Origin of the sequence: Streptomyces ortus, assembly GCF_026341275.1 — a bacterium.
Taxonomy (GTDB): domain Bacteria; phylum Actinomycetota; class Actinomycetes; order Streptomycetales; family Streptomycetaceae; genus Streptomyces; species Streptomyces ortus.
Genome location: NZ_JAIFZO010000002.1, coordinates 1605267 through 1624474 on the forward strand (window position 1 = coordinate 1605267; position 19208 = coordinate 1624474).

18 protein-coding genes are annotated in these 19208 nt (G+C 71.7%); 11 read left to right on the forward strand and 7 right to left on the reverse strand.

All coding sequences use genetic code 11. The features are described from left to right. Positions 1 to 2 precede the first annotated feature (2 nt). Positions 3 to 851 carry an iron uptake transporter permease EfeU gene (efeU, locus tag K3769_RS10390; protein ID WP_267026146.1) on the forward strand — a complete coding sequence of 283 codons (849 nt, stop codon included), beginning with the start codon at positions 3 to 5 and terminating at the stop codon, positions 849 to 851. A gap of 161 nt (positions 852 to 1012) precedes the next feature. Continuing rightward, positions 1013 to 2035, forward strand: a complete 1023-nt coding sequence (locus K3769_RS10395; RefSeq protein ID WP_267026147.1) for an SCO2278 family lipoprotein — start codon at positions 1013 to 1015, stop codon at positions 2033 to 2035. Positions 2036 to 2251: 216 nt separating this feature from the next. Here the strand turns inward: K3769_RS10395 and K3769_RS10400 are convergent, their stop codons facing one another. Next, a complete protein-coding gene (locus K3769_RS10400) occupies positions 2252 to 2983 on the reverse strand; it encodes a bifunctional DNA primase/polymerase (RefSeq protein WP_267026148.1) in 732 nt (243 codons plus the stop codon). 170 nt (positions 2984 to 3153) lie between these two features. On the opposite strand from K3769_RS10400, the gene K3769_RS10405 reads away from it, so the two are divergent. Next, entirely contained in the window at positions 3154 to 4062 is a 909-nt protein-coding gene (locus tag K3769_RS10405) for a glycerophosphodiester phosphodiesterase (protein WP_267026149.1), read from the forward strand. Here K3769_RS10405 and K3769_RS10410 read toward each other — a convergent pair. From K3769_RS10410 to K3769_RS10425, 4 genes are all read right to left on the reverse strand, one after another. Continuing rightward, complete coding sequence (locus K3769_RS10410; protein WP_267026150.1) at positions 4041 to 4655, reverse strand: TetR/AcrR family transcriptional regulator; 615 nt, start codon at positions 4653 to 4655, stop codon at positions 4041 to 4043. The two genes, K3769_RS10405 and K3769_RS10410, sit on opposite strands and share 22 nt — an antisense overlap. A gap of 236 nt (positions 4656 to 4891) precedes the next feature. Next, on the reverse strand, positions 4892 to 5884 hold the full coding sequence (locus tag K3769_RS10415; RefSeq protein WP_267026151.1) for a small ribosomal subunit Rsm22 family protein: 993 nt from the start codon (positions 5882 to 5884) through the stop codon (positions 4892 to 4894). Between the two features lie 22 nt (positions 5885 to 5906). Beyond that, entirely contained in the window at positions 5907 to 7109 is a 1203-nt protein-coding gene (locus tag K3769_RS10420; protein ID WP_267031310.1) for a serine hydrolase domain-containing protein, read from the reverse strand. After that, positions 7037 to 8413: a Bcr/CflA family multidrug efflux MFS transporter gene (locus tag K3769_RS10425; RefSeq protein ID WP_267026152.1), complete on the reverse strand. Its 1377-nt coding sequence runs from the start codon at positions 8411 to 8413 to the stop codon at positions 7037 to 7039. The genes K3769_RS10420 and K3769_RS10425 overlap by 73 nt, the downstream gene beginning before the upstream one ends. 123 nt (positions 8414 to 8536) lie before the next feature. Between K3769_RS10425 and K3769_RS10430 the strand changes: the two genes are divergently transcribed. Continuing rightward, entirely contained in the window at positions 8537 to 9538 is a 1002-nt protein-coding gene (locus tag K3769_RS10430) for a Gfo/Idh/MocA family protein (RefSeq protein ID WP_267026153.1), read from the forward strand. Positions 9539 to 9704: 166 nt separating this feature from the next. Here K3769_RS10430 and K3769_RS10435 read toward each other — a convergent pair whose 3' ends face one another. After that, entirely contained in the window at positions 9705 to 11351 is a 1647-nt protein-coding gene (locus tag K3769_RS10435; protein WP_267026154.1) for an alkaline phosphatase D family protein, read from the reverse strand. 152 nt (positions 11352 to 11503) lie between these two features. Here K3769_RS10435 and K3769_RS10440 point away from each other — a divergent pair, with 152 nt between their 5' ends. The 4 genes from K3769_RS10440 to K3769_RS10455 all read left to right on the forward strand — a co-directional run bounded on the left by K3769_RS10440 (position 11504) and on the right by K3769_RS10455 (position 13805). After that, entirely contained in the window at positions 11504 to 12337 is an 834-nt protein-coding gene (locus tag K3769_RS10440) for an SDR family oxidoreductase (protein WP_267026155.1), read from the forward strand. An 89-nt stretch (positions 12338 to 12426) separates the two neighbouring features. Then, positions 12427 to 12618: a hypothetical protein gene (locus tag K3769_RS10445; RefSeq protein ID WP_267031759.1), complete on the forward strand. Its 192-nt coding sequence runs from the start codon at positions 12427 to 12429 to the stop codon at positions 12616 to 12618. A 153-nt stretch (positions 12619 to 12771) separates the two neighbouring features. Further along, positions 12772 to 13305, forward strand: a complete 534-nt coding sequence (locus K3769_RS10450) for a DoxX family protein (RefSeq protein WP_267026156.1) — start codon at positions 12772 to 12774, stop codon at positions 13303 to 13305. Positions 13306 to 13418: 113 nt separating this feature from the next. After that, positions 13419 to 13805 (forward strand): MazG-like family protein, encoded by a 387-nt coding sequence (locus tag K3769_RS10455; RefSeq protein ID WP_267026157.1) that lies wholly within the window; start codon positions 13419 to 13421, stop codon positions 13803 to 13805. 35 nt (positions 13806 to 13840) lie between these two features. On the opposite strand, the gene K3769_RS10460 is transcribed toward K3769_RS10455, so the two are convergent. Beyond that, positions 13841 to 15223, reverse strand: coding sequence for an extracellular catalytic domain type 1 short-chain-length polyhydroxyalkanoate depolymerase (locus K3769_RS10460; protein WP_372514906.1), 1383 nt, complete (start codon positions 15221 to 15223; stop codon positions 13841 to 13843). 205 nt (positions 15224 to 15428) lie between these two features. Between K3769_RS10460 and K3769_RS10465 the strand changes: the two genes are divergently transcribed. From K3769_RS10465 to K3769_RS10475, 3 genes are all read left to right on the forward strand, one after another. Next, positions 15429 to 16100 carry an enoyl-CoA hydratase-related protein gene (locus K3769_RS10465; RefSeq protein ID WP_267026158.1) on the forward strand — a complete coding sequence of 224 codons (672 nt, stop codon included), beginning with the start codon at positions 15429 to 15431 and terminating at the stop codon, positions 16098 to 16100. Positions 16101 to 16395: 295 nt separating this feature from the next. Further along, a complete protein-coding gene (locus K3769_RS10470) occupies positions 16396 to 17550 on the forward strand; it encodes an MAB_1171c family putative transporter (RefSeq protein WP_267026159.1) in 1155 nt (384 codons plus the stop codon). Positions 17551 to 17592: 42 nt separating this feature from the next. Then, complete coding sequence (locus tag K3769_RS10475; protein WP_267026160.1) at positions 17593 to 19014, forward strand: FAD-dependent monooxygenase; 1422 nt, start codon at positions 17593 to 17595, stop codon at positions 19012 to 19014. Positions 19015 to 19208: the final 194 nt, after the last annotated feature.

Sequence of the window (19208 nt, forward strand, 5' to 3'; positions counted from 1 at the left end):
CCGTGTTCGGCAACTATCTGATCGGCCTGCGCGAAGGCCTTGAGGCCAGCCTCGTCGTCTGCATCCTCATCGCCTATCTGGTGAAGACGGACCGCCGGGACGCCCTGAAGCCCGTCTGGATCGGCATCGCGGTCGCCGTCGTCCTCGCGCTCGGTTTCGGTTTCGCGCTCGAATTCGGCTCCCAGGAGCTGACGTTCGAGGCGCAGGAGGCGCTCGGCGGCTCGCTGTCCATCATCGCGGTCGGCCTGGTGACCTGGATGGTCTTCTGGATGCGCCGCACCGCCCGGCACCTGAGGAGCGAGCTGCACGGCAGACTCGACGCGGCTCTGCGGATGGGCACGGCCGCGCTGGTCGCCACCGCGTTCCTGGCCGTCGGCCGTGAGGGTCTGGAGACGGCCCTGTTCGTCTGGGCGTCCGTACGCGCGTCGAACGACGGCACCCAGGGCCCGTTGATCGGCGTACTCCTCGGCATCCTGACCGCGGTCGTGCTCGGGTACCTCTTCTACCGGGGCACGGTCCGCATCAACCTCGCCAAGTTCTTCACCTGGACCGGCGGCATGCTGGTCGTCGTGGCCGCGGGCGTCCTCGCGTACGGCGTGCACGACCTCCAGGAGGCCGACTTCCTGCCGGGCCTGACGAACAAGGCCTTCGACATCAGCGGGACCGTCCCCCCGGACAGCTGGTACGGCACCCTCCTGAAGGGCGTCTTCAACTTCCAGCCCGACCCGACCGTCGTCCAGGTGGTCGTGTGGGTCCTGTACCTGGTGCCGACGCTGGCGTTCTTCCTGGCCCCTTCGCGCTCCGGCAGGCGCGGGGCCGGGTCTCCCGCTCCGGTGCGCGAAGAGGTGTGAGACCGGCGCGAGGAGGGCGCGGTACGTCATCCGGCCACCCGTGCGTTTCCCGGCCCCGGTAGGGTTCGCCTCCGGGAAACCGGGATCGGGAACCAGTGAGCGGGACCTGGCATCGGAACCCTGGGATCGTGATGCGGGAACGGGGAAGGTGAAGGGACTCGATGAGCAGGGATCGCAGCCCTCGTAGGTCTCCTGGGCCTCGCAGGCCTCGCGCACTCGGCCGGAGCGCGCTGACGGCGGCCTCCGTGACCGTGCTGTCGGTGACGGCGAGCGGGTGCGTGGTGGTGCACGGGGAACGGGAGATGCTCCCCGGGGCCACGAAGAGCGAGGCCGCACGCGCCCTGCGGGACTTCACCGCCGCCTACAACAAGGCGAACGGCGCCAACGACCCGTCCCTGGACGCGGACCGGGTCACCGGCGCCCTCGGGGACATCGACGGGGCGAAGCTGACGGCCGGCGGCAAGAACAAGCCGGGCGGCAACCCCGGCTATGTGCCCCTCAAGCTGACCGACACCGAGTTCACCATCCCCGAGAAGGCCGGCTGGCCGCGCTGGTTCGTCACCGAGTCGAAGGCCAACAAGGGCCGTGCGCAGGACCGTTGGCTGATGGTGTTCACCCGCGGCGACGCGGACGCGGTCTGGCAGGTCGCGTATCTGACGATCTCCCCCGCCGAGGAGATACCGGCCTTCAAGAAGAACAAGGACGGCTGGGCCGAGCCGGTCACGGCGAACGCGGCGGATCTGGCGGTCGCCCCCGGGAAACTCCCCCAGCGGTACACGGCCTACCTCAAGGACGGCGGCAGCGGCTTCGCCGACGGCGCCCACACCACGAAGTGGCGCTCGGACCGGGCGAAGAGCGCCGCGCGTCCGGGGCTCGCCCAGCAGTACATCGACGAGCCGCTGACGTCCGGCGACTACGCCCCCGTCGGTCTGCGCACGGCGGACGGCGGCGCGCTCGTCTTCTTCACCACCCGCCACTACCAGAAGCAGACGGCGGCGCGGGGGGTCCCGATCAACGTCACCAACGCCGACGTCAAGGCGCTGATGACCGGCGACCCCAAACAGTCCCTGACCCTGGAGTCCACCTCCAACCAGGCGGTCCTGGACCCCCCGAAGTCGGCATCGGACCAACGGATAAAATTCCTGAGCAGAATCCAGGGCCTGACAGCGGCAAGGGGCGAATAACCCCTACCGGGACCGCGCTATCAGGGGCGCGGGGAACGGCGCAATCTTTGGCTTGTGGCTTTTCGCCTTTAGGGCCGCGGGGAACGGCGCAGTCTTTGGCTTTTCGCCTTTAGGGGCGCGGGGAACGGCGCAGTCTTTTGTCTTCAAGGGGGCGCAGCCCCCAAAGGGCGCGGGGGACAGCGCAGTCTTCGCGCTCCACCCCCGCCCCCGACGGAGTCACCCCCGCAACGGCCAAGCCGCAACCTGCTCCCGCTCTCCCCCCGCATACCGCGCACACTCGTCCGTGAGCACTTCCAGCAAGGACAGCGGATCCGGCAACGGATGCTCAGGCCCCCGCACCCACGCGACCACCAGATCCCCCGGCAACCGGGCCGGAGGCACCAGCACATACGACCCGCGGCAGTGCCACCGCAGCCCCGGATGCTCGTCCATCGTCTCGGGATGGCAGTCCAGCTCGCACGGCCACCACTCGTCCTCGTCCTCGGGCGTACCGCGCGTCGCGGTGAAGAAGAGCATCCGGTCGTCCCCGGACAGCGCCACCGGACCGACCTCGATCCCCGAGCCGAGCAACCGCTCCAGCGCCTCCTGCCCGGCCTCCACCGGCACGTCCAGCACGTCGTGCACCATGCCGGTCGCGGTGATGAAGTTGGCGAGCGGCTGATGCCGGGCCCACCGCTCGATCTGCGCCCGGTCGGTCGTGGACTGCGTCTGCCAGGCGAACGAGACGGGGTGGCGCGCGGGGGTCGGACACCCGACGCGGTCACAGGAACACCGGTAGGCGGAGGGATGGGCGGCGGGCGCGAGCGGCAGCCCGGCTCCGGCGGCGGCCAGCAGCAGTTCCTCACGGCCCGCGGAGTCGTCCGCGGCGTCCGTCCGTGGGCGCCGACCGCGCAACCACTGGGAGATCCTGCCCTGTCCGCCGGAGCGGCGGCCCATCTCTGCGCTCATATATCGCCCTCGCCTGCCTGTGGTGCGGACAGCATGCCTCATGCTCCCACCATCCTGCGCTCCGGGGGGGCCGGAGCCCACATCCGGGGTAGGTGGGGTGATGCCCGCCCGCGGCAGTGATCGAGTGTCATTGCGTACTTTGACACTATATGCCCGCCTACGGTGTCGGCATGGTCACACGGACTGCGCTGACGGGTATCGCCGGTCTCACGTCACTGGCTCTCGCGGGACAGGGCGGGGCGATCGCCCCGCTGGAATGGGGCGCCGGCCCCCTGACGGTGTCGGCGCTGCCCCGCGTCGTCTACACGGCACACCGCGGCGGCGCCCGCGAGGTTCCGGAGAACAGCATGACGGGCCTCATGACGGCGTACGAGCGCGGGACGGCCCAGGTGCTCGACCTGGACACCCGGATACTGCGCGACGGGACGATGGTGGTCATGCACGACGCCACCCTGAACCGCACGACCTACCTGGGCGGCCCTGTGGACGCGCTCGACCGGCGGGACTGGCAGGGGGTGCGGCTGCGCCCGAGGGACGCGCTGCCCGGGAGCTGGCGTTCGGAACGGCCCCCGACGCTGGCCGAGGTGCTGGACCGGTTCGGCGGGCGGGTGGTGCTGATGGTGGAGGCCAAGGACCCGCGGAGTCTGCGGGCCATCGCCACCATGCTCAGGGAACGGGGTCTGACCCGTTCGGTGCTGGTCAACTCCAACCACCCCGCGGTGGCCCTGCGCACCCACCGCCTGGGACTGCTCTCGCAACTGTGGCGTTCCGCGTACCAGATGCGCACGGACCGGCCCGCGCGGTGGCGGCCGTTCGTGGACGTCCTGGACGTCGACCACAAGGCCCGCGACCGCGATCTCGTACGGGCCGTCAGGTCCGGCATCCCACGGGTGTGGGCGCACACGGTGGTGACCCCTGCGCAGCGCGACCGCGTCCTGGCGCTCGGCTGCGACGGGATCATCACGGACGCCCCGGGACGGCTGGCCCGGGCACGGGTACGGGCCTGGAGCCGGCGCCAGGGTCAGGGTCAGGACCAGGGCCAAGGCCAAGGCCCAGGTCAGCGAGGGGCGATGCCGTAGAGGGCGTACTCGACGAGCTTGTCCGCGACGGCGTGGTCGAGCGGTCCGGTGCCCTGGAGCCAGCGCTGGGCGAGGGGCGAGACGAAGAGGTCGCGCGCGATGTACGGGTCCACGTCCGCGCGCACCTGGCCCGCTTCCTGGGCTGCCCGCAGGCGCCGTACGTACAGTTCCAGCGAGGGCAGGAGCAGGGTGGCGACGAACTCCTCCGCGAAGGCGGGGTTGCCCACGCCCTCGGCGGCGAGCGCGCGGGCCGGGGCCTCGAAGCGCGGGTCGTTCAGCTCGTCGACGGTGGCGCGCAGCACGGTCTTGAGGTCGGCCTCCAGGTCCCCGGTGTCGGGGATGCCGTCCTCTTCGGCCCAGTCCCCGCTCCCGGCCGCCTCCGCCGCCTGGGCGCCGAGGTCGACGAAGGCCTCCATGAGGACCTCGGCCTTCGACGACCACCACCGGTAGATGGTCTGCTTGCCGACGCCCGCGCGGGCCGCGATGGCCTCGATGGTGGTCTTCGGGTAGCCGACCTCCGCGACGAGGGTGAGGGCGGCGGCGTAGATGGCGCGGCGCGACTTCTCGCTGCGCCGGCTGGAGTCTGGAGCCATACTCCCGAACCTACCAGCACCACAAGACGCCCCGTCTCGCCACAACTCTCCCTCGCCCCCGCCGCCCCTACCCTTCCCGTCACTGACTCGGGGGCGCTGCCCCCGAACCCCCGCTCCTCAAACGCCGGAGGGGCTACCTGGTAGCCCGCCCGGCGTTTGAGGACAAGGGGGGCGAGGGGGCGCAGCCCCCATGTGTGGACGGGAACGGGTAGGGGCGGCGGGGGCGGGAGACGTCCTTAGCGGGGCTCCCCGGGGGGCCACCCGTCCCCCCACGTCGCGTCCCGCGCCTCCTTGTAGAGAGGGCCCTGCCGCTTCGTCACGGTGGAGCGGGCCAGCCCGCCCCCCACCTCGCACAGGTCGAGCAACACCTGCCCCTTACGGATCTGCGGCCGCCGCACCACCCGCGCGGCGACCGGAGTCACAGAACCCCGCGTCGCCGCGACATAGCTGAACTTCTCGTCCTCGTACGCCAGCGAGCCCCCCTTCACCTGCCGGTGCAGCGAGGACCGGCTCACCCGAGCCGAGAAGTGGCACCAGTCCTCCCCCGGCACGATCGGACAGGCCGCACTGTGGGGGCACGGCGCCGCGACAGAGAAGCCCGCGCCGATCAACCGGTCCCGCGCCGCGATGACCCGGGCGTACCCGTCCGGCGTTCCGGGCTCAATGACCACCACGGCCCGCGCGGCGGCCACCGCGGCGTCCACGACGGCGCCGCGGCCCGCCTCGGTCAGCTCGCCGAGGACGTACGACACGGTGACGAGATCGGCGTCCGGCAGGGCGAGCTCCGCCCCGATCCGGGAGCGGCGCCACTCGGCGGACCGCAACTGCGGGCTGGCGGAGGCGAGTTCACGGCCGAGGACGAGCGCGGGCTCGGCCCAGTCGAGCACGGTCACCGGCCGCTCCCCGGGCCAGGTGGCGTTCACGGCCCAGGTCGCCGCACCCGTACCGCCGCCCACGTCGACGTGGCTGCCCGGCGTCCACTCGGGCACGACGTCCGCGAAGGCGTCGAGGGCGGCCCGTACGGCCTCGAAGGTCGCGGGCATCCGGTACGCGGCGTACGCGGCCACGTCCGCGCGGTCGCGCAGGATCGGGGTGTCGGTCGGGGTGGTGCCCCGGTAGTTCGCGATCAGCCGGTCGACGGCCTGCGCGGCCACCTTGGGCGGCAGTCCGTCGAGCAGGCCCGCGAGGGCCGTGCGCAGGGTCTCAGCTGGGGAAACGGGGGCGGTCACGAGGGAAGTCTACGAGCACCGCTCAGGCCCCCCGGACCGCCCGGGCCAGCCGGGTGGCCGCCGCCGCGCGGGGCCCGTGGTCGGCGGGCCGGCGGCGCGGATGGACCGTGTTCGCCAGGAGCACCAGGAACGTGTCCGTGGCAGGGTCCAGCACCAGTGACGTACCCGTGAAGCCCGTGTGGCCCGCGGCGCCGTGGCCGGCGAGGGCGCCCATGAACGACGGCTGGTCCAGGGCGAAGCCGAGGCCGGGCGGGGACAGGAGCAGTTCGACGTAGTCGGGGCCGAGGATGCGGGCGGTGCCGTAGGAGCCGCCCGCCAGGAGGGTGCGGCAGAAGACGGCGAGGTCGGCCGCCGTCGAGAAGAGGCCGGCGTGGCCCGCGACCCCGCCCAGCGCCCACGCGTTCTCGTCGTGGACGGTGCCCCGCAGCATGCCCCGGTCGGCCTTGGCCCAGGGCCGCCGCTGGTCCTCGGTGGCGGCGGCGCCCGGGCAGGGGCCGAAGGCGGTACCGGTCATGCCGAGCGGCCGGGTGATCCCGTCCCGGACGAGGGCGTCCAGCGGGCGCCGGGTGATCCGTTCCAGGACCTGCTGGAGCAGCAGCATGTTGAGGTCCGAGTAGCCGTACGCGTCGCCCGGCGCCGTCACGGGTTTCTCGGCCCGCAGCAGGGCGAACCGTGCCCGGTCATCCCGGCAGTCGTAGAGCGGTAGTTCGGGCCGCAGCCCGGAGGTGTGGGTGAGCAGGTGCCGCACGGTGATGCCGTACTCGGCCGCCGCCGTGAAGCCCGGCAGGTACGCCCCCACGCGCGCGTCGATGCCCAGCGTGCCGCGCTCCAGCTGCTGCACGGCGGCGACGCTCGTGAAGAGCTTGGTGAGGGACGCCAGGTCGAAGGGCGTGTGGACGGTCATCGGCACACGTGCGCGGCGGGGCAGTTCCACCGCCGCGTCGGCGTCCTCGTCGTAGGCGCGGTAGCGCACCGCCCAGCCCGCCGCCTCCTCGACGGCGATCACGGGCCCGCGTCCGGCGACCAGTACGGCGCCCGCGGCCCAGGGCCGGTCCCCGGCGATGGACGCGTGGAACTCCCGTACCAGAGCGTCGAGTTCCCCGGGGTCGAGCCCGGCGCGCTCCGCCGTGCCGGGGCGCAGTCTCGGTGCGCTCAGTTCCCCGCTCCCTTCGATCCCGCCCGCTTGCCCGCCGTGGCGTCCCGCTGTTTCCGCTGTTTCCGCCAGGGACGGCACAGTGCCATGAAGCAGCCGACGGCCACCAGTGAACACGCGAGCTGGACGACGGCCATCGGAACGGCCGTGTGCTCGCCGGCGACGCCCACCAGAGGGGTGGCGATCGCGCCGACGAGGAACGAGGACGTGCCGAGCAGGGCGGACGCGGAGCCCGCGGAGTGCCGGGTGCGCATGAGGGCGAGCGCGTTGGTGTTGGGCATGCACAGGCTCATCGCCGACATGAGGACGAAGAGGCCGACGGCGATCGGGACGAGTCCCACCTCGCCGAACGTCCCGACGGACATCAGGAGGAGCGCGGCCGACGCGACGGTGATGACGGCGAGGCCGACCGCGAGCACCTTGTCGAGGCTGACCCGGCCGACGAGGATCTTGCCGTTGATCTGGCCGACGATCACCAGCCCGACGGAGTTGACGCCGAAAAGGATGCTGTACGTCTGCGGGGAGGCGCCGTAGATCTCCTGGATCACGAACGGCGAGGCGGAGATGTACGCGAAGAGCGCCGCGAAGGCGAAGCCGCCGGTGAGCATGTAGCCGGTGAAGACGCGGTCGGCGAGCAGACCGCGCATGGTGCGCAGGGCTTCGACGGTGCCGCCGCCGTGGCGCTCGGCGGGCGGGAGCGTCTCGGGCAGCAGCCGCCAGACGACGGCGGTGAGCGCGATCCCGATGACGGTCAGGATGTAGAAGACGCCCCGCCAGTCGGTGATCCGCAGCACCTGGCCGCCGATCAGCGGCGCGATGATCGGCGCCACCCCGGAGATCAGCATGAGCGTGGAGAAGAAGCGCGCCATGTCCACGCCGTCGTACAGGTCGCGTACGACGGCCCGGGCGATCACGATTCCGGCGGCGCCCGCGAGGCCCTGGAGCAGCCGGAAGGCGATGAGGAGTTCGATGGTGGGGGCGATCGCGCAGACGGCGGTGGCGAGGACGTAGACGACGAGTCCGGTGATCAGCGGCCGTCTGCGGCCCCACTTGTCGCTCATCGGCCCGACGACCAGCTGCCCGAGCGCCATCCCGGCGAGGCAGGCGGTGAGCGTCAGCTGCACGGTGGCCGCGGAGGCGTGCAGCGCGTCGGTGACGTCCGGGAGGGCCGGGAGGTACATGTCCATGGACAGCGGCGGTACGGCCGTGAGACCGCCGAGGATGAGCGTGACCAGGAGTCCCACGGAGCGGCGGGCGACCGGTGGCGGTACCGGCGGCGCCGCGGCGGCGATCACGCTCTCCTCGGTCACCGCCGTGCCGGGTATAAGGGCCTCCGGGCCGTCCGGGCCCCTCGTCGTACGGCCGCGCTCGGGCATGCGCCCCTCCCTCTCCGTGTGATCTGCCACCTATGCTCTCAGCTCGTACGGGTGGTCTCGTACAGATGGTCGAAGCGGTCGAGGGCGCCGCGGGCGTCGATGGCACGGAGCGAGGGGTCGGGCATGACGGAGGAACGCGTGCGCTGGGGTGTGCTGGCGACCGGTGGGATCGCTGCGGCGTTCACCGCGGATCTGATCGATCTGCCCGACGCCGAGGTGGTGGCGGTGGCGTCGCGCACCGAGGAGTCGGCGAAGGGGTTCGCGGAGCGGTTCGGGATTCCCCGGGCGTACGGCGACTGGGAGTCCCTCGCGGCGGACGAGGACGTCGACGTCGTGTACGTGGCGACTCCGCACTCGGCGCACCGGGCGGCGGCCGGGCTCTGTCTTGAGGCGGGGCGCAACGTGCTGTGCGAGAAGGCGTTCACGCTGAACGCGCGCGAGGCCGAGGAGCTGGTCGGCCTCGCGAAGCAGCACGGGAGCTTCCTGATGGAGGCCATGTGGATGTACTGCAATCCGCTGATCCGGCAGCTCAAGGCGCTGGTGGACGACGGGGCGATCGGCGAGGTCCGCACGGTGCAGGCCGACTTCGGCCTCTCGGGCCCGTTCCCTCCCACCCACCGCCTGCGCGACCCCGCACAGGGCGGCGGCGCGCTCCTGGACCTCGGTGTCTACCCGGTGTCGTTCGCGCACCTGCTGCTCGGGGAGCCGTCCGGCGTGACGGCCCGCGCGGTGCTCTCGGAGGAGAGCGTCGACCTCCAGACCGGCATGCTGCTCTCGTACGACAGCGGGGCGCTCGCCGCGCTGCACTGCTCGCTGACCGGCGGCACGTCGACGTCCGCCTCCGTGACCGGTTCCGAGGGCCGCATCGACATCCCGTCCGGCTTCTTCCACTCGGACCTCTTCGTCCTGCACCGCGACGGCCGCGACCCGCAGGAGTACACGGCGAACGCGGCGGACGGCACGCGGGCGGGCCTCAGGCACGAGGCGGCGGAGGTGATGCGCTGCCTCCGAGCCGGCGAGACGGAGTCCCCCCTGGTCCCCCTGAACGGCACCCTGGCAGTCATGCGCACCCTGGACAAGGTAAGAACCGAGGTAGGAGTCACCTACCCCGGAGAAACGCTTTAGGAGGGGCCGACCCCCATCAGGGGCGCGGGGAACGGCGCAGTCTTGTGGCTTTTGGCCCTTCAGGGGCGCGGGGAACGGCGCAATCTGTTGGCTTTTCGCCTCCAGGGGCGCGGGGAACGGCGCAACCGGCCACGCCCACCCGCGCCGTCCCCCACCCCCAGCGGAGCTACACCGGCTTCAGCCCCTGGTCCCCCACCTCCGTCACGAACGACGCAGCCGTACTGATCGCGGCCCCCGGCACAGTGACCGCCGGCACGGTCTTGAAGTCGGCCCGCGCATCCTCCCGCCCCAACCGCACCGTCGTATAACCCCGCCGCCCGTTGTAGAACTTCAGGTGCGGGTTCGCCGCCATGTACGTCTCCCAGTTGGCGGGCTTCTCCGCCCCGTCCCGCCCACTGGTGATCGAGGTGGTCACGATCTCCGTACCGAGCGTCCGGGACGAGGGATCGTCGAAGTCGTCCTTGATGTCGAAGGCGTACGCGACATGCACGTCCCCGGTGAACACCATCAGGTTCTCGATGCCCGCCGCCTCCGCCCCGGCCAGCACCCGCTGCCGCGAGGCCCGGTAGCCGTCCCAGGCGTCCATGGACACCCGCGACGGCGCGGTCAGGTCGAAGTGCCGCTGGGAGAAGATGACCTGCTGCGGGACGACGTTCCACAGCGCCCGCGAGGCCTGCCACCCGTCGAGCAGCCACCGCTCCTGCGCCGCCCCGGTGATCGTGCGCGCCGGATCGTCCGTCTCGGGGCCGGGGACGTCCGCCCCGTCGCCGTACGCCTGGTCGGAGCGGTACTGCCGGGTGTCGAGGATGTCGAACTGCGCGAGCCTGCCCCAGTTCAGCCGCCGGTACATCCGCATGTCGGGGCCCTCGGGCCGCTGCGGCCGGCGCAGCGGCAGGTTCTCCCAGTAGGCCCGGTACCCGGCGGCCCGGCGCAGCAGGAACTCCTCCGGCGGTACGGAGTTCTCGGGGATGTCGTCCGCGTAGTTGTTCTCGATCTCGTGGTCGTCCCAGGTGACCACGAAGGGGTGGGCGGCGTGCGCGGCCCGCAGATCGGGGTCGGTCTTGTAGAGGGAGTACCGCAGGCGGTAGTCCTCCAGCGTGATGGTCTCGTGGTTGAAGAGGTCGGGCAGCACACGGTCGGTGTAGTTGCGGGCGCCGCCCACGGAGTCGACGGCGTACTCGTAGAGGTAGTCGCCGACGTGGAAGACCACGTCGACGTCGTCCTCGGCGAGGTGGCCGTACGCGGTGAAGTACCCGTCGTGGTAGGCCTGGCAGGAGACCGCGGCCAGCCTCAGTTCGTCGACGCGCGCGTGGGACGAGGGCGCGGTGCGGGTACGCCCGGTCTCGCTGATCCAGCTGCCGGTCTTGAAGCGGTAGTAGAAGACCCGGTCGGAGTCGAGGTGGCCGACCTCGACGTGCACGGAGTGGTGGAACTCGGGGTGGGCGAAGGTCGCCCCCCGTCTGACGATGTGGCGGAAGCGTTCGTCGCGGGCCAGCTCCCAGTGCACGGTGACGCGTTCCGGGGGCAGCCCGGAGTCCGCCTGGTAGGGGGTGGGGGCGAGCCGGGTCCACAGCAGCACGGAGGTGGGCTGCGGGTCGCCCGAGGCGACACCGAGGGTGAAGGGGTCGTCGGTGATCTTCCCCGCGTCGAACTCGGCGGCGCCCGCCACCCCCGCGGTCGGCAGGTTGGTGGCGAATGCCAGGACGGCTGCCGCGCCGGTGACGGTGAAGAGCCGGCGGCGCCCTAGGTGACGGGCGGCGGCGCGGAGTTCGGGGGCGTGCTGCGACGGTTGCTGGTGGCCGCTGGATGTCATCTGGCCCTCCCCTGACGGTGGTTGTACAAGGAATTGGAGTGGTCAGAGTCAACGGTGGACCGTCGTGTACACAACACTCAGATGTCGGACGCATGAGTTCCACATGGCGGATATGGCGGACCGTCGCCCCCTCTCCCGTACGCTGCGGGGCCATGGACGCCCATCGAACGAAGATCGCGATCGTGACAGGCGCGGGCTCGGGCATCGGCCGTGCCGTGGCCGTCGAACTGCTGCGTACCGGCTGGTCGGTGACGCTCGCCGGCCGCCGCGCGGAGCGGCTGGAGGAGACGGCGGCGCTCGCGCGGGCGGCACTCGCCGACGCGTCGCCCGGCGCCGCCGGGTCTCCGGCCGGGGATCCGGCCGGCGAGCCGACCGGGAAAAAGAGCACGTCGTTGTGTGTACGCACCGACGTCGCGCGGCCCGAGGAGGTGGCCGCGCTCTTCGCCGCCACCCGGAACCGCTTCGGCCGCTTGGACCTGCTCTTCAACAACGCCGGCACGTTCGGACCCGGCGGCGTGCCGTTCGAGGACCTGCCGTACGAGGCCTGGCGGCACGTGGTCGGCACGAATCTCGACGGGGCTTTCCTGTGCGCGCAGGCGGCCTACCGGCAGATGAAGGAGCAGGATCCGCAGGGCGGCCGGATCATCAACAATGGCTCGATCTCTGCGCACACGCCCCGGCCGCGGTCGGCGGCGTACACGGCGACGAAACACGCGCTGACCGGCCTCACGAAGTCGCTGTCGCTGGACGGGCGGCCGTACCGGATCGTCTGCGGGCAGATCGACATCGGGAACGCGGCGACCGACATGACCGAGCGGATGACGACCGGGGCCCTCCAGGCGAACGGGGAGACGGCTCCGGAGCCGGTGATGGACGTGGAGGACGTGGCGCGCACGGTCCGCCACATGGCGGAGCTCCCACTGGAGGCGAACGTGCAGTTCGCGACGGTGCTCGCGAGCGGCATGCCCTATGTGGGGCGGGGGTAGCTCACAGCCCCGCGCCCCTGAAGGGGCAAAGACAAAAGATCGCGCCGTTCCCCGCGCCCCTAGGAACGCCAAGAACCTTGGAGGCAGGGGTGTTTGGCATCTGTCTCAAGCGTGAGCTGAGCCGGAGCAAGAAGTCGGCTCTGGCCATCGCCATGGGTCTGGCGCTCGTCGAACGTGACGAACGCGGTGGCGCGCTGACCCTGAACGTCACGAAGGTCGACGGCGGCTTCACCCAGGGGTGGGCCAGGACGGACACCTCCTCGCGGGGCTCCCAGCGCTGAGCGGCCTTCCGCGCGCTCACCCGAACGGCGGCGCGGCCGGGGCCCGCACGGTGCTCCGGTGCGACGGTGGGCAGAGGGGGCAGGCGCATACGTGTGGCGAAGGACCGTTCGCGTGTGCCATCCGGCTGTGACATACGAGGAGTGACGGGAACCGTGACCTGTTTCGACCGACGCGATCTGGGACTGCTGCTGCTCCGCCTCGGTACGGGCGGGGTGCTTGCGGCGCACGGGGCGCAGAAGCTCTTCGGCTGGTTCGGCGGCGCCGGCCTCTCCGGGACCGCCGAGTTCATGGAGTCCGTGGGGTACGCGCCCGGCCGGGCCAGCGCCGTCGCGGCGGGCCTGGCGGAGGCGGGCGGCGGCACGCTGCTCGCGCTGGGCCTCGGCACCCCGGCGGCCGGGGCTGCGGCGGCCGGCGCGATGGCGGGAGCCTCCGCGGTGCACGCGCCGAACGGCTTCTTCGCGATGAGCGGCGGCTACGAGCACGCGGCGTCCCTGGGCCTCACGGCGGCGGGCCTGGCCGTCACGGGCCCCGGCCGGATCTCCCTCGACCACGTCATGAACCACACGGTCAACCGCAACTGGATGGTGCCGACCGCCCTCGCGGCAACGGCCGCCGCGACCCTGGCGGTGATCGGCGCACGACAGGCACGGGTGCGAAGCCAGGAAAACGCCGACCAGCCCGAATAGCCCGAGCAATCCAAGCAGTCCGGGCGGTAGTCCGAGCAGTCCGGCGAGAAGAGCACCTCGCACGGCTCGTAGGCCGCGCCTTCCCCCTCGTCGCCCATGGCAGTCTGAGCCGTATGAGCGACGACGGTGATCTCTGGGAGTCCATCGAGCACCTCCAGGACTGGCTGGCCCGGACGCAGCCGGAGCGCCCGCCGCAGGAGACCCTGCTGCTGCGGATGCTGAAGCTTTCGGAGGAGGTGGGCGAGGTCGCCGAGGCGGTCATCGGCGCGACCGGCCAGAACCCCCGCAAAGGCGTGTCGCACACCTGGGACGACGTGCGAGCGGAACTCTGCGACGTGATCATCACGGCGGCGGTGGCGCTGAGAACACTCTCGCCCGACGCCCGAGAGGTCTTCACCACCCACCTGAAGCGGGTGACGGCCCGCTCCCAGGGACCAGCCCCCGCCGCCCCCGCCCCGGGACGGGCGGGGGACGGTGTCCTCGGCGGTGGCGGGGGCTGAAACGGTGGCACAGGTCTCATCGGCTGCGCGTATCGTCAAGTACCGCTGCACGCCGTGCCGTTGAGCGTGAAGGCGGTCGGTGGCGAGCTGTTGCCCGTATGACTCGCCTGGTAGCCGATGCTGACGCTCGCGTTCGCCGCGATCGTGCCGTTGTACGTGGCGTTCGTGGCCGTCACCGCGCCGCTCGCCGGGGCGTACGTGGCGCCCCAGCCGTTGGTGACGCTCTGCCCGGACGGCAGGGTGAAGCCCAGTCGCCAGCCCTCGACGCGGGAGGTGCCGGTGTTGGTGATCGTCACGGATCCGGTCAGCCCCGTACTCCACGCGCTGGTCGTGGCCGTCACCTTGCAGGCACCCGGCTGGGGCTGGGGACCGGGGCCCGAGCTGTCCAGGCCGAAGAACGTCAGGACGCGGGCCGCCATGCCCCAGGCGTACAGGTTGTGGCCGACGCCCTGGAGGCTGACGGCCTCGACGGGAGCCTGGTCACCGATGGCGCCGTAGCGGGTACGGGTCCAGCCGGACTGCGGCGAGTCGGTGGCGGCCGGAGTCCGGCCGACGCCCAGCACGTTCGTCCACTGATCGGTCTCCTCCCCGAAGTTGGGGTAGCGCAGCACGTCGTCCTCGGTGCCGTGCCACACCTGCATACGCGGCCTCGGGCCGGTGTAGCCGGGGTAGGCATTGCGGACGAGGTCGCCCCACTCCTGGGGGGTGTGGAGCACGGTGCCGCCGGAGCAGGCGCTGTTCCACTCGGAACCGTCCGTGGTGGCGAAGCAGCCGAAAGGTACGCCCGAGAAGGCGGCGCCCGCGGCGAACACGTCCGGGTAGTCGCCCAGCAGGACGTTCGTCATCATCGCGCCGGAGGAGATACCGGTGGCGAAGATACGGTCGGTGTCGGCGGAGTAGGTGCGCGTCACCCAGTCGACCATCGACTTGATGCCGACCGGGTCACTGCCGCCGCCGCGTTTCAGTGCCTGGGGCGAGGAGACGTCGAAGCACTTACTGGCACGGGTGACCGACGGGTACACGACGATGAATCCGTAGGTGTCGGCCAGCGAGGCGTACTCGGTGCCGGAGTACATCGCCGGGCCGGAGCCCGTGCAGTAGTGGACGGCCACCACCACGGCCGGGTTCGCGGTGACGCTGTCCGGTACGTAGAGGTACATCTGGAGGTTGCTGGGGTTGCTGCCGAACCCGGTGATCTCGGTGAGCGCCGCGGTGGGTGCGGCGACGGCGGCGGCCTTCGCGGCGGGTGCGGAGTCGACCGGCTCGCGGGCGACGGCGCCGGGCGCGCTCAGGACCGTCGTCGCGAGCAGGGACACCAGGGCCGCGAACAGCGCCGCGAGCCCCGGACGCGGGCGTCGTCCGCGGGTGTGGTCGTCGGCTGTGCGGCGGTGCGCGGTGCGGGGTCCAGTGGCGGACATGTCCGTCCCTTCCGGAGCACGGCTGGGGGGGAACGCGGGCACGCGGGGATGGCATGCGCATGACTGCGCTGTCGCCTTGCCATGGAAGCGCTCCCACGGGTGCGCCGTGGAGACCGAAACCGGCCAGCGGGGAACCATTGCAGGAGCCGTGCGTCGCAGACTAAGTTACCCATGAGTAGCAAGTAGCTACCGGTGAGGAGTCACCATGCCGACGCTCGACCGCCAGGACGACGTCTTCGTTCTCGACATCGGAGACGGCGAGAACCGTTTCCACCCCGACTGGCTCGCCTCCGTCAACGCCGCCCTTGACGAGGTCGAGAAGGCGGAGGGGCCGCGCGCCCTGGTGACCGCCGCCACCGGCAAGTTCTACTCCAACGGCCTCGACCTGGACTGGCTGTTCGCCCACGCCGGCCAGCAGGACGACTATGTAGTCGGCGTGCAGGAGCTGCTCGCGCGGTTCCTGTCCCTGCCCCTGATCACCGTGGCCGCCCTGCAGGGGCACACCTTCGCGGCCGGCGCGATGTTCTCCCTGGCCCAGGACTTCCGCGTGATGCGGGCCGACCGCGGTTACTGGTGCCTGCCCGAAGCCGAGATCAACATCCCCTTCACCCGGGGCATGTCCGCGCTGATCCAGGCCCGCCTGCACCCGCGTACCGCGCACGAGGCCATGCTCACCGCCCGCCGCTACGGAGGCGGCGACGCCCTCGACGCCGGGCTCGTCGACCACGCGGTGCCCGAGGACTCCGTACGCGCGAAGGCGGTGGAACTGGCCGGCGCGCAGGCGGGCAAGGCCGGGCCCACTCTCGGCACCATCAAGTCCCGTATGTACGCGCCTGTCCTGGGCCTCCTGCGCGCCCGGGAGAACCCCCTGGGCTGACCCCGACAGGCGCGGCGGCTCGCGGCTCACGGGGGTCGCAGCTCACGGGGGTCGGGCGGCGGACGGACGGCGGCGGTCCGGCCGTTGTCCAACCGGCCGGCGTGTTCCGCGATCCGGCGAGATCCGGACCGCTCCGGACTCCGGGGCTTTTCCTCCTTACCATCGGAGTCCGGCGACGAGTCGGAGGACCTCTCGCCCGACCGTGCCTGCCGTATCGCGTGCCCTGGAGATTCTCGGTGACAGCAGCAGACGCCCACACCCGGCTCGCCGAGCCGTTACCGGCGGGGGGACGGCAATGATCAACTACCTGAGCTGCGGTGTGCTGTTCCTGGGTCTGCTGGTGAAACTGCCCGACCTCGTCCGCGACCGGCGCGACCCCTTCCTGCGCATGATCTGCGTCGTCATGTCACTGGCCGGCCTGTGCTTCCTGCTCGGCGCCCCTCCCACCGTGCGGGCGGTCAACGACGTCACCTGCGTACCGAACCTGGCCGCCCCGCTCACCTACGCCGCGATCACCGCCTACAGCGCGTCGTCCCTGGTCCTGATCGTCCACTGGCAGGGCGGGCCGAACGTACGCCGCACCGCCCGCCGATGGATGCTCAGCTACGCGGCGGTCCTGGGCGGCATCGCCGTCACGTTCGCCCTGGGCGAGGCCCCGGTGGAGCGCCGTACCGACTTCGACACCTACTACGCCGCGACCCCGTTCGTCGCCGCGATGATCGTGCTCTATCTGGGCGCGCATCTGACGGCCGTCACCGTCACCGCGGTGAGGTCGCTGAGCTGGGCCCGGGAGGTGGAAGGCCGGCTGCGGGCGGGCCTGGTCGTCCTGGGAGCGGGCACCGTCGTGAGCGCCGGCTACAGCCTTCCCAAGTTGGCGGCGGTCGTCGCCCGCTGGTTCGGGCACGACTGGTCGGCGCTCAGTACGAGGATCAGCCCCGGATTCGCCGGCCTGGGGGCCGTGCTGACGGTCGTGGGCATCCTGGTCCCGCTGATCGGTCAGGCCGCGGTCGCGTCCCGGCGGGACTGGCGGGCCTTCGTGCGCCTGGGACCGCTGGACCGCGAACTCGACGAGCTGCTCACCCGTCACCACCTGCGCGTACGCCGCCCGTACTGGGCCTCCCCCGCCATGCTTCTGACGTGGCGTCAGACCAGTATCAACAACGGTCTGCACCACCTCGACGGCCTGCTCGACCACCAGTTGTACGAGACGGTCCTCGCGGCCACGCTGGAACGGACCCACGACCGGAAGTCGGCGGAAGCCGCCGCGTGGGCCGTGACCATCCACGCGGCGGTGCGGGGCCGACGCGCCGGGGAGACACCGTCCCACGCCGGACGCGTGACGGGCCGCACCCCCGACAACGACCTGCTCGAAGACATCTCCGCGGCTCTGACCACCTCGGACGTGGTGACCCGCGCCCGCCAGCGCGGAACCGTCAAGGGCGTCGCGTGATCTTCGCCTACAGTTGCTCACTGCTCACACCGGAGGAGCTTCATGCGGAGAGCCGTCGTCATCGGCGCAGGACTGGGCGGAGTGCTGGCGGCGGCGGCGCTGGCCCCGCACGTCGACGAAGTCGTCGTGGTCGAACGCGATGAACTGCCCGACGGACCCGACCACCGGAAGGGCGTTCCGCAGGGGCGGCACGCCCATCTGCTGATGCCCGGCGGCCTGGCCGCCATGGACGACCTGGTGCCGGGGGTGGACATGCGCGCACACCTGCTGGCCGCGGGCGCCCACGCCGTCTCCCTCAGTTCGGGCATGGTGGTGCTGACCCCGGAGGGCTGGTTCCGCCGCTGGCGTCACGACTCCCACCACATGATCACCTGCAGCCGGGGGCTGCTGGAGTGGTCGGTGCGTACGGCGATCACGCGGAGCACCGGCAACATCGAGATCCGCCGGGCCCAGGCCCTCGAACTGACCGGCACCGCCCGCCGGGTGGACGGACTCCGTCTGGGGGGCACCGCCGGCCTGACGGAACTCGCCGCGGATCTCGTCGTCGACACCAGCGGGCGCGGCTCACGCGTGACGCGGTGGCTGAACAGCCTCGCCGTCACCGGCCTGCGGGAAAGAACGATCGACTCGGGTCTGGTCAACGCCACCCGGATCTACCGCGTCCCGCCGGGCGCCGAGGACTTCCCCCTCACCATGGTGCAGGCCAACCCCTACGAGGGCCGGCCGGGCCGCAGCGCCGTGGTCGTCCCCATCGAGGACGGCCGCTGGATGGTCAGTCTCGCCGGCTCCCGAGGTGCCGAACCCCCGTCGGACCCCGAGGGCTTCCTGCGGTACATCCGCGCTCTGCCGCACCCCATCGTCGGGCAGTTGGTCTCCCGCGCCACCGCGCTCACCGACGTGGCCGTGAGCCGCAGCACCAGCAACTCCCGCCGCTACCTGGAGAAGGCCCGCGACTGGCCGGAGGGCCTGGTCGTCCTCGGTGACGCCCTCGCGACCTTCAACCCGGCCTACGGACAGGGCATGAGCGTGGCCGCGCTCAGTGCCCGGACCCTCGACCATCACCTGCGACGCTCCGACGTACTCACCCCGGGCCTGGCCCGCGCCGTGCAGCGCGCCGCGGCGACCCATGTGGAGGCGGCGTGGAACCTGGCCGTGAGCCAGGACGTGCTGTATCCCGGGGTGCGCGGCGGGGCGCCCACCGCCGTGGACCGCCTCGCGGCCCGCTACACACGACGCGTCATGAAGGCCGCGACCGGCTCCTACCGTGTGGCCTCCGCGCTGTTCGACGTCACCGGGCTCAGGGCGGGCCCCTCCCGTCTGCTGCGCCCCTCGACAGTGGTGACCGCCCTGAGCGGCCCGCCGCTGCCTCCCCTGTCCGCTCCCCCACTGACCGCGCGGGAACGGCAGCTGCTGAACTCGTTCGACAGCGGCTCCGACGGACGGGGTCCGGCCGGTCCTGCCTAGTCCCGGCGCCCAGGTCGGTCACGGCGAACCGCACCGCACCGCACCGCACACTCTTCGAAACATTCGAACCGTTGACCTCTTTCGCGTGATCTCTTCGAGGCAGCCCTCACTTTCCGACCGCGAGCGAGTCTCCAACAGGGGCTCCCACCTGCCAACTTCCGCGTCGAGGATGCATCACACCAGACGAATGTTTC

Excerpts from the sequence above, each read along its gene's own strand:
- K3769_RS10395 (WP_267026147.1), top strand. The coding sequence starts at position 1,013 with ATGAGCAGGGATCGCAGCCCTCGTAGGTCTCCTGGGCCTCGCAGGCCT.
- K3769_RS10400 (WP_267026148.1), bottom strand. The coding sequence starts at position 2,983 with ATGAGCGCAGAGATGGGCCGCCGCTCCGGCGGACAGGGCAGGATCTCC.
- K3769_RS10405 (WP_267026149.1), top strand. The coding sequence starts at position 3,154 with ATGGTCACACGGACTGCGCTGACGGGTATCGCCGGTCTCACGTCACTG.
- K3769_RS10410 (WP_267026150.1), bottom strand. The coding sequence starts at position 4,655 with ATGGCTCCAGACTCCAGCCGGCGCAGCGAGAAGTCGCGCCGCGCCATC.
- K3769_RS10425 (WP_267026152.1), bottom strand. The coding sequence starts at position 8,413 with ATGCCCGAGCGCGGCCGTACGACGAGGGGCCCGGACGGCCCGGAGGCC.
- K3769_RS10430 (WP_267026153.1), top strand. The coding sequence starts at position 8,537 with ATGACGGAGGAACGCGTGCGCTGGGGTGTGCTGGCGACCGGTGGGATC.
- K3769_RS10435 (WP_267026154.1), bottom strand. The coding sequence starts at position 11,351 with ATGACATCCAGCGGCCACCAGCAACCGTCGCAGCACGCCCCCGAACTC.
- K3769_RS10440 (WP_267026155.1), top strand. The coding sequence starts at position 11,504 with ATGGACGCCCATCGAACGAAGATCGCGATCGTGACAGGCGCGGGCTCG.
- K3769_RS10455 (WP_267026157.1), top strand. The coding sequence starts at position 13,419 with ATGAGCGACGACGGTGATCTCTGGGAGTCCATCGAGCACCTCCAGGAC.
- K3769_RS10460 (WP_372514906.1), bottom strand. The coding sequence starts at position 15,223 with ATGTCCGCCACTGGACCCCGCACCGCGCACCGCCGCACAGCCGACGAC.
- K3769_RS10465 (WP_267026158.1), top strand. The coding sequence starts at position 15,429 with ATGCCGACGCTCGACCGCCAGGACGACGTCTTCGTTCTCGACATCGGA.
- K3769_RS10470 (WP_267026159.1), top strand. The coding sequence starts at position 16,396 with ATGATCAACTACCTGAGCTGCGGTGTGCTGTTCCTGGGTCTGCTGGTG.
- K3769_RS10475 (WP_267026160.1), top strand. The coding sequence starts at position 17,593 with ATGCGGAGAGCCGTCGTCATCGGCGCAGGACTGGGCGGAGTGCTGGCG.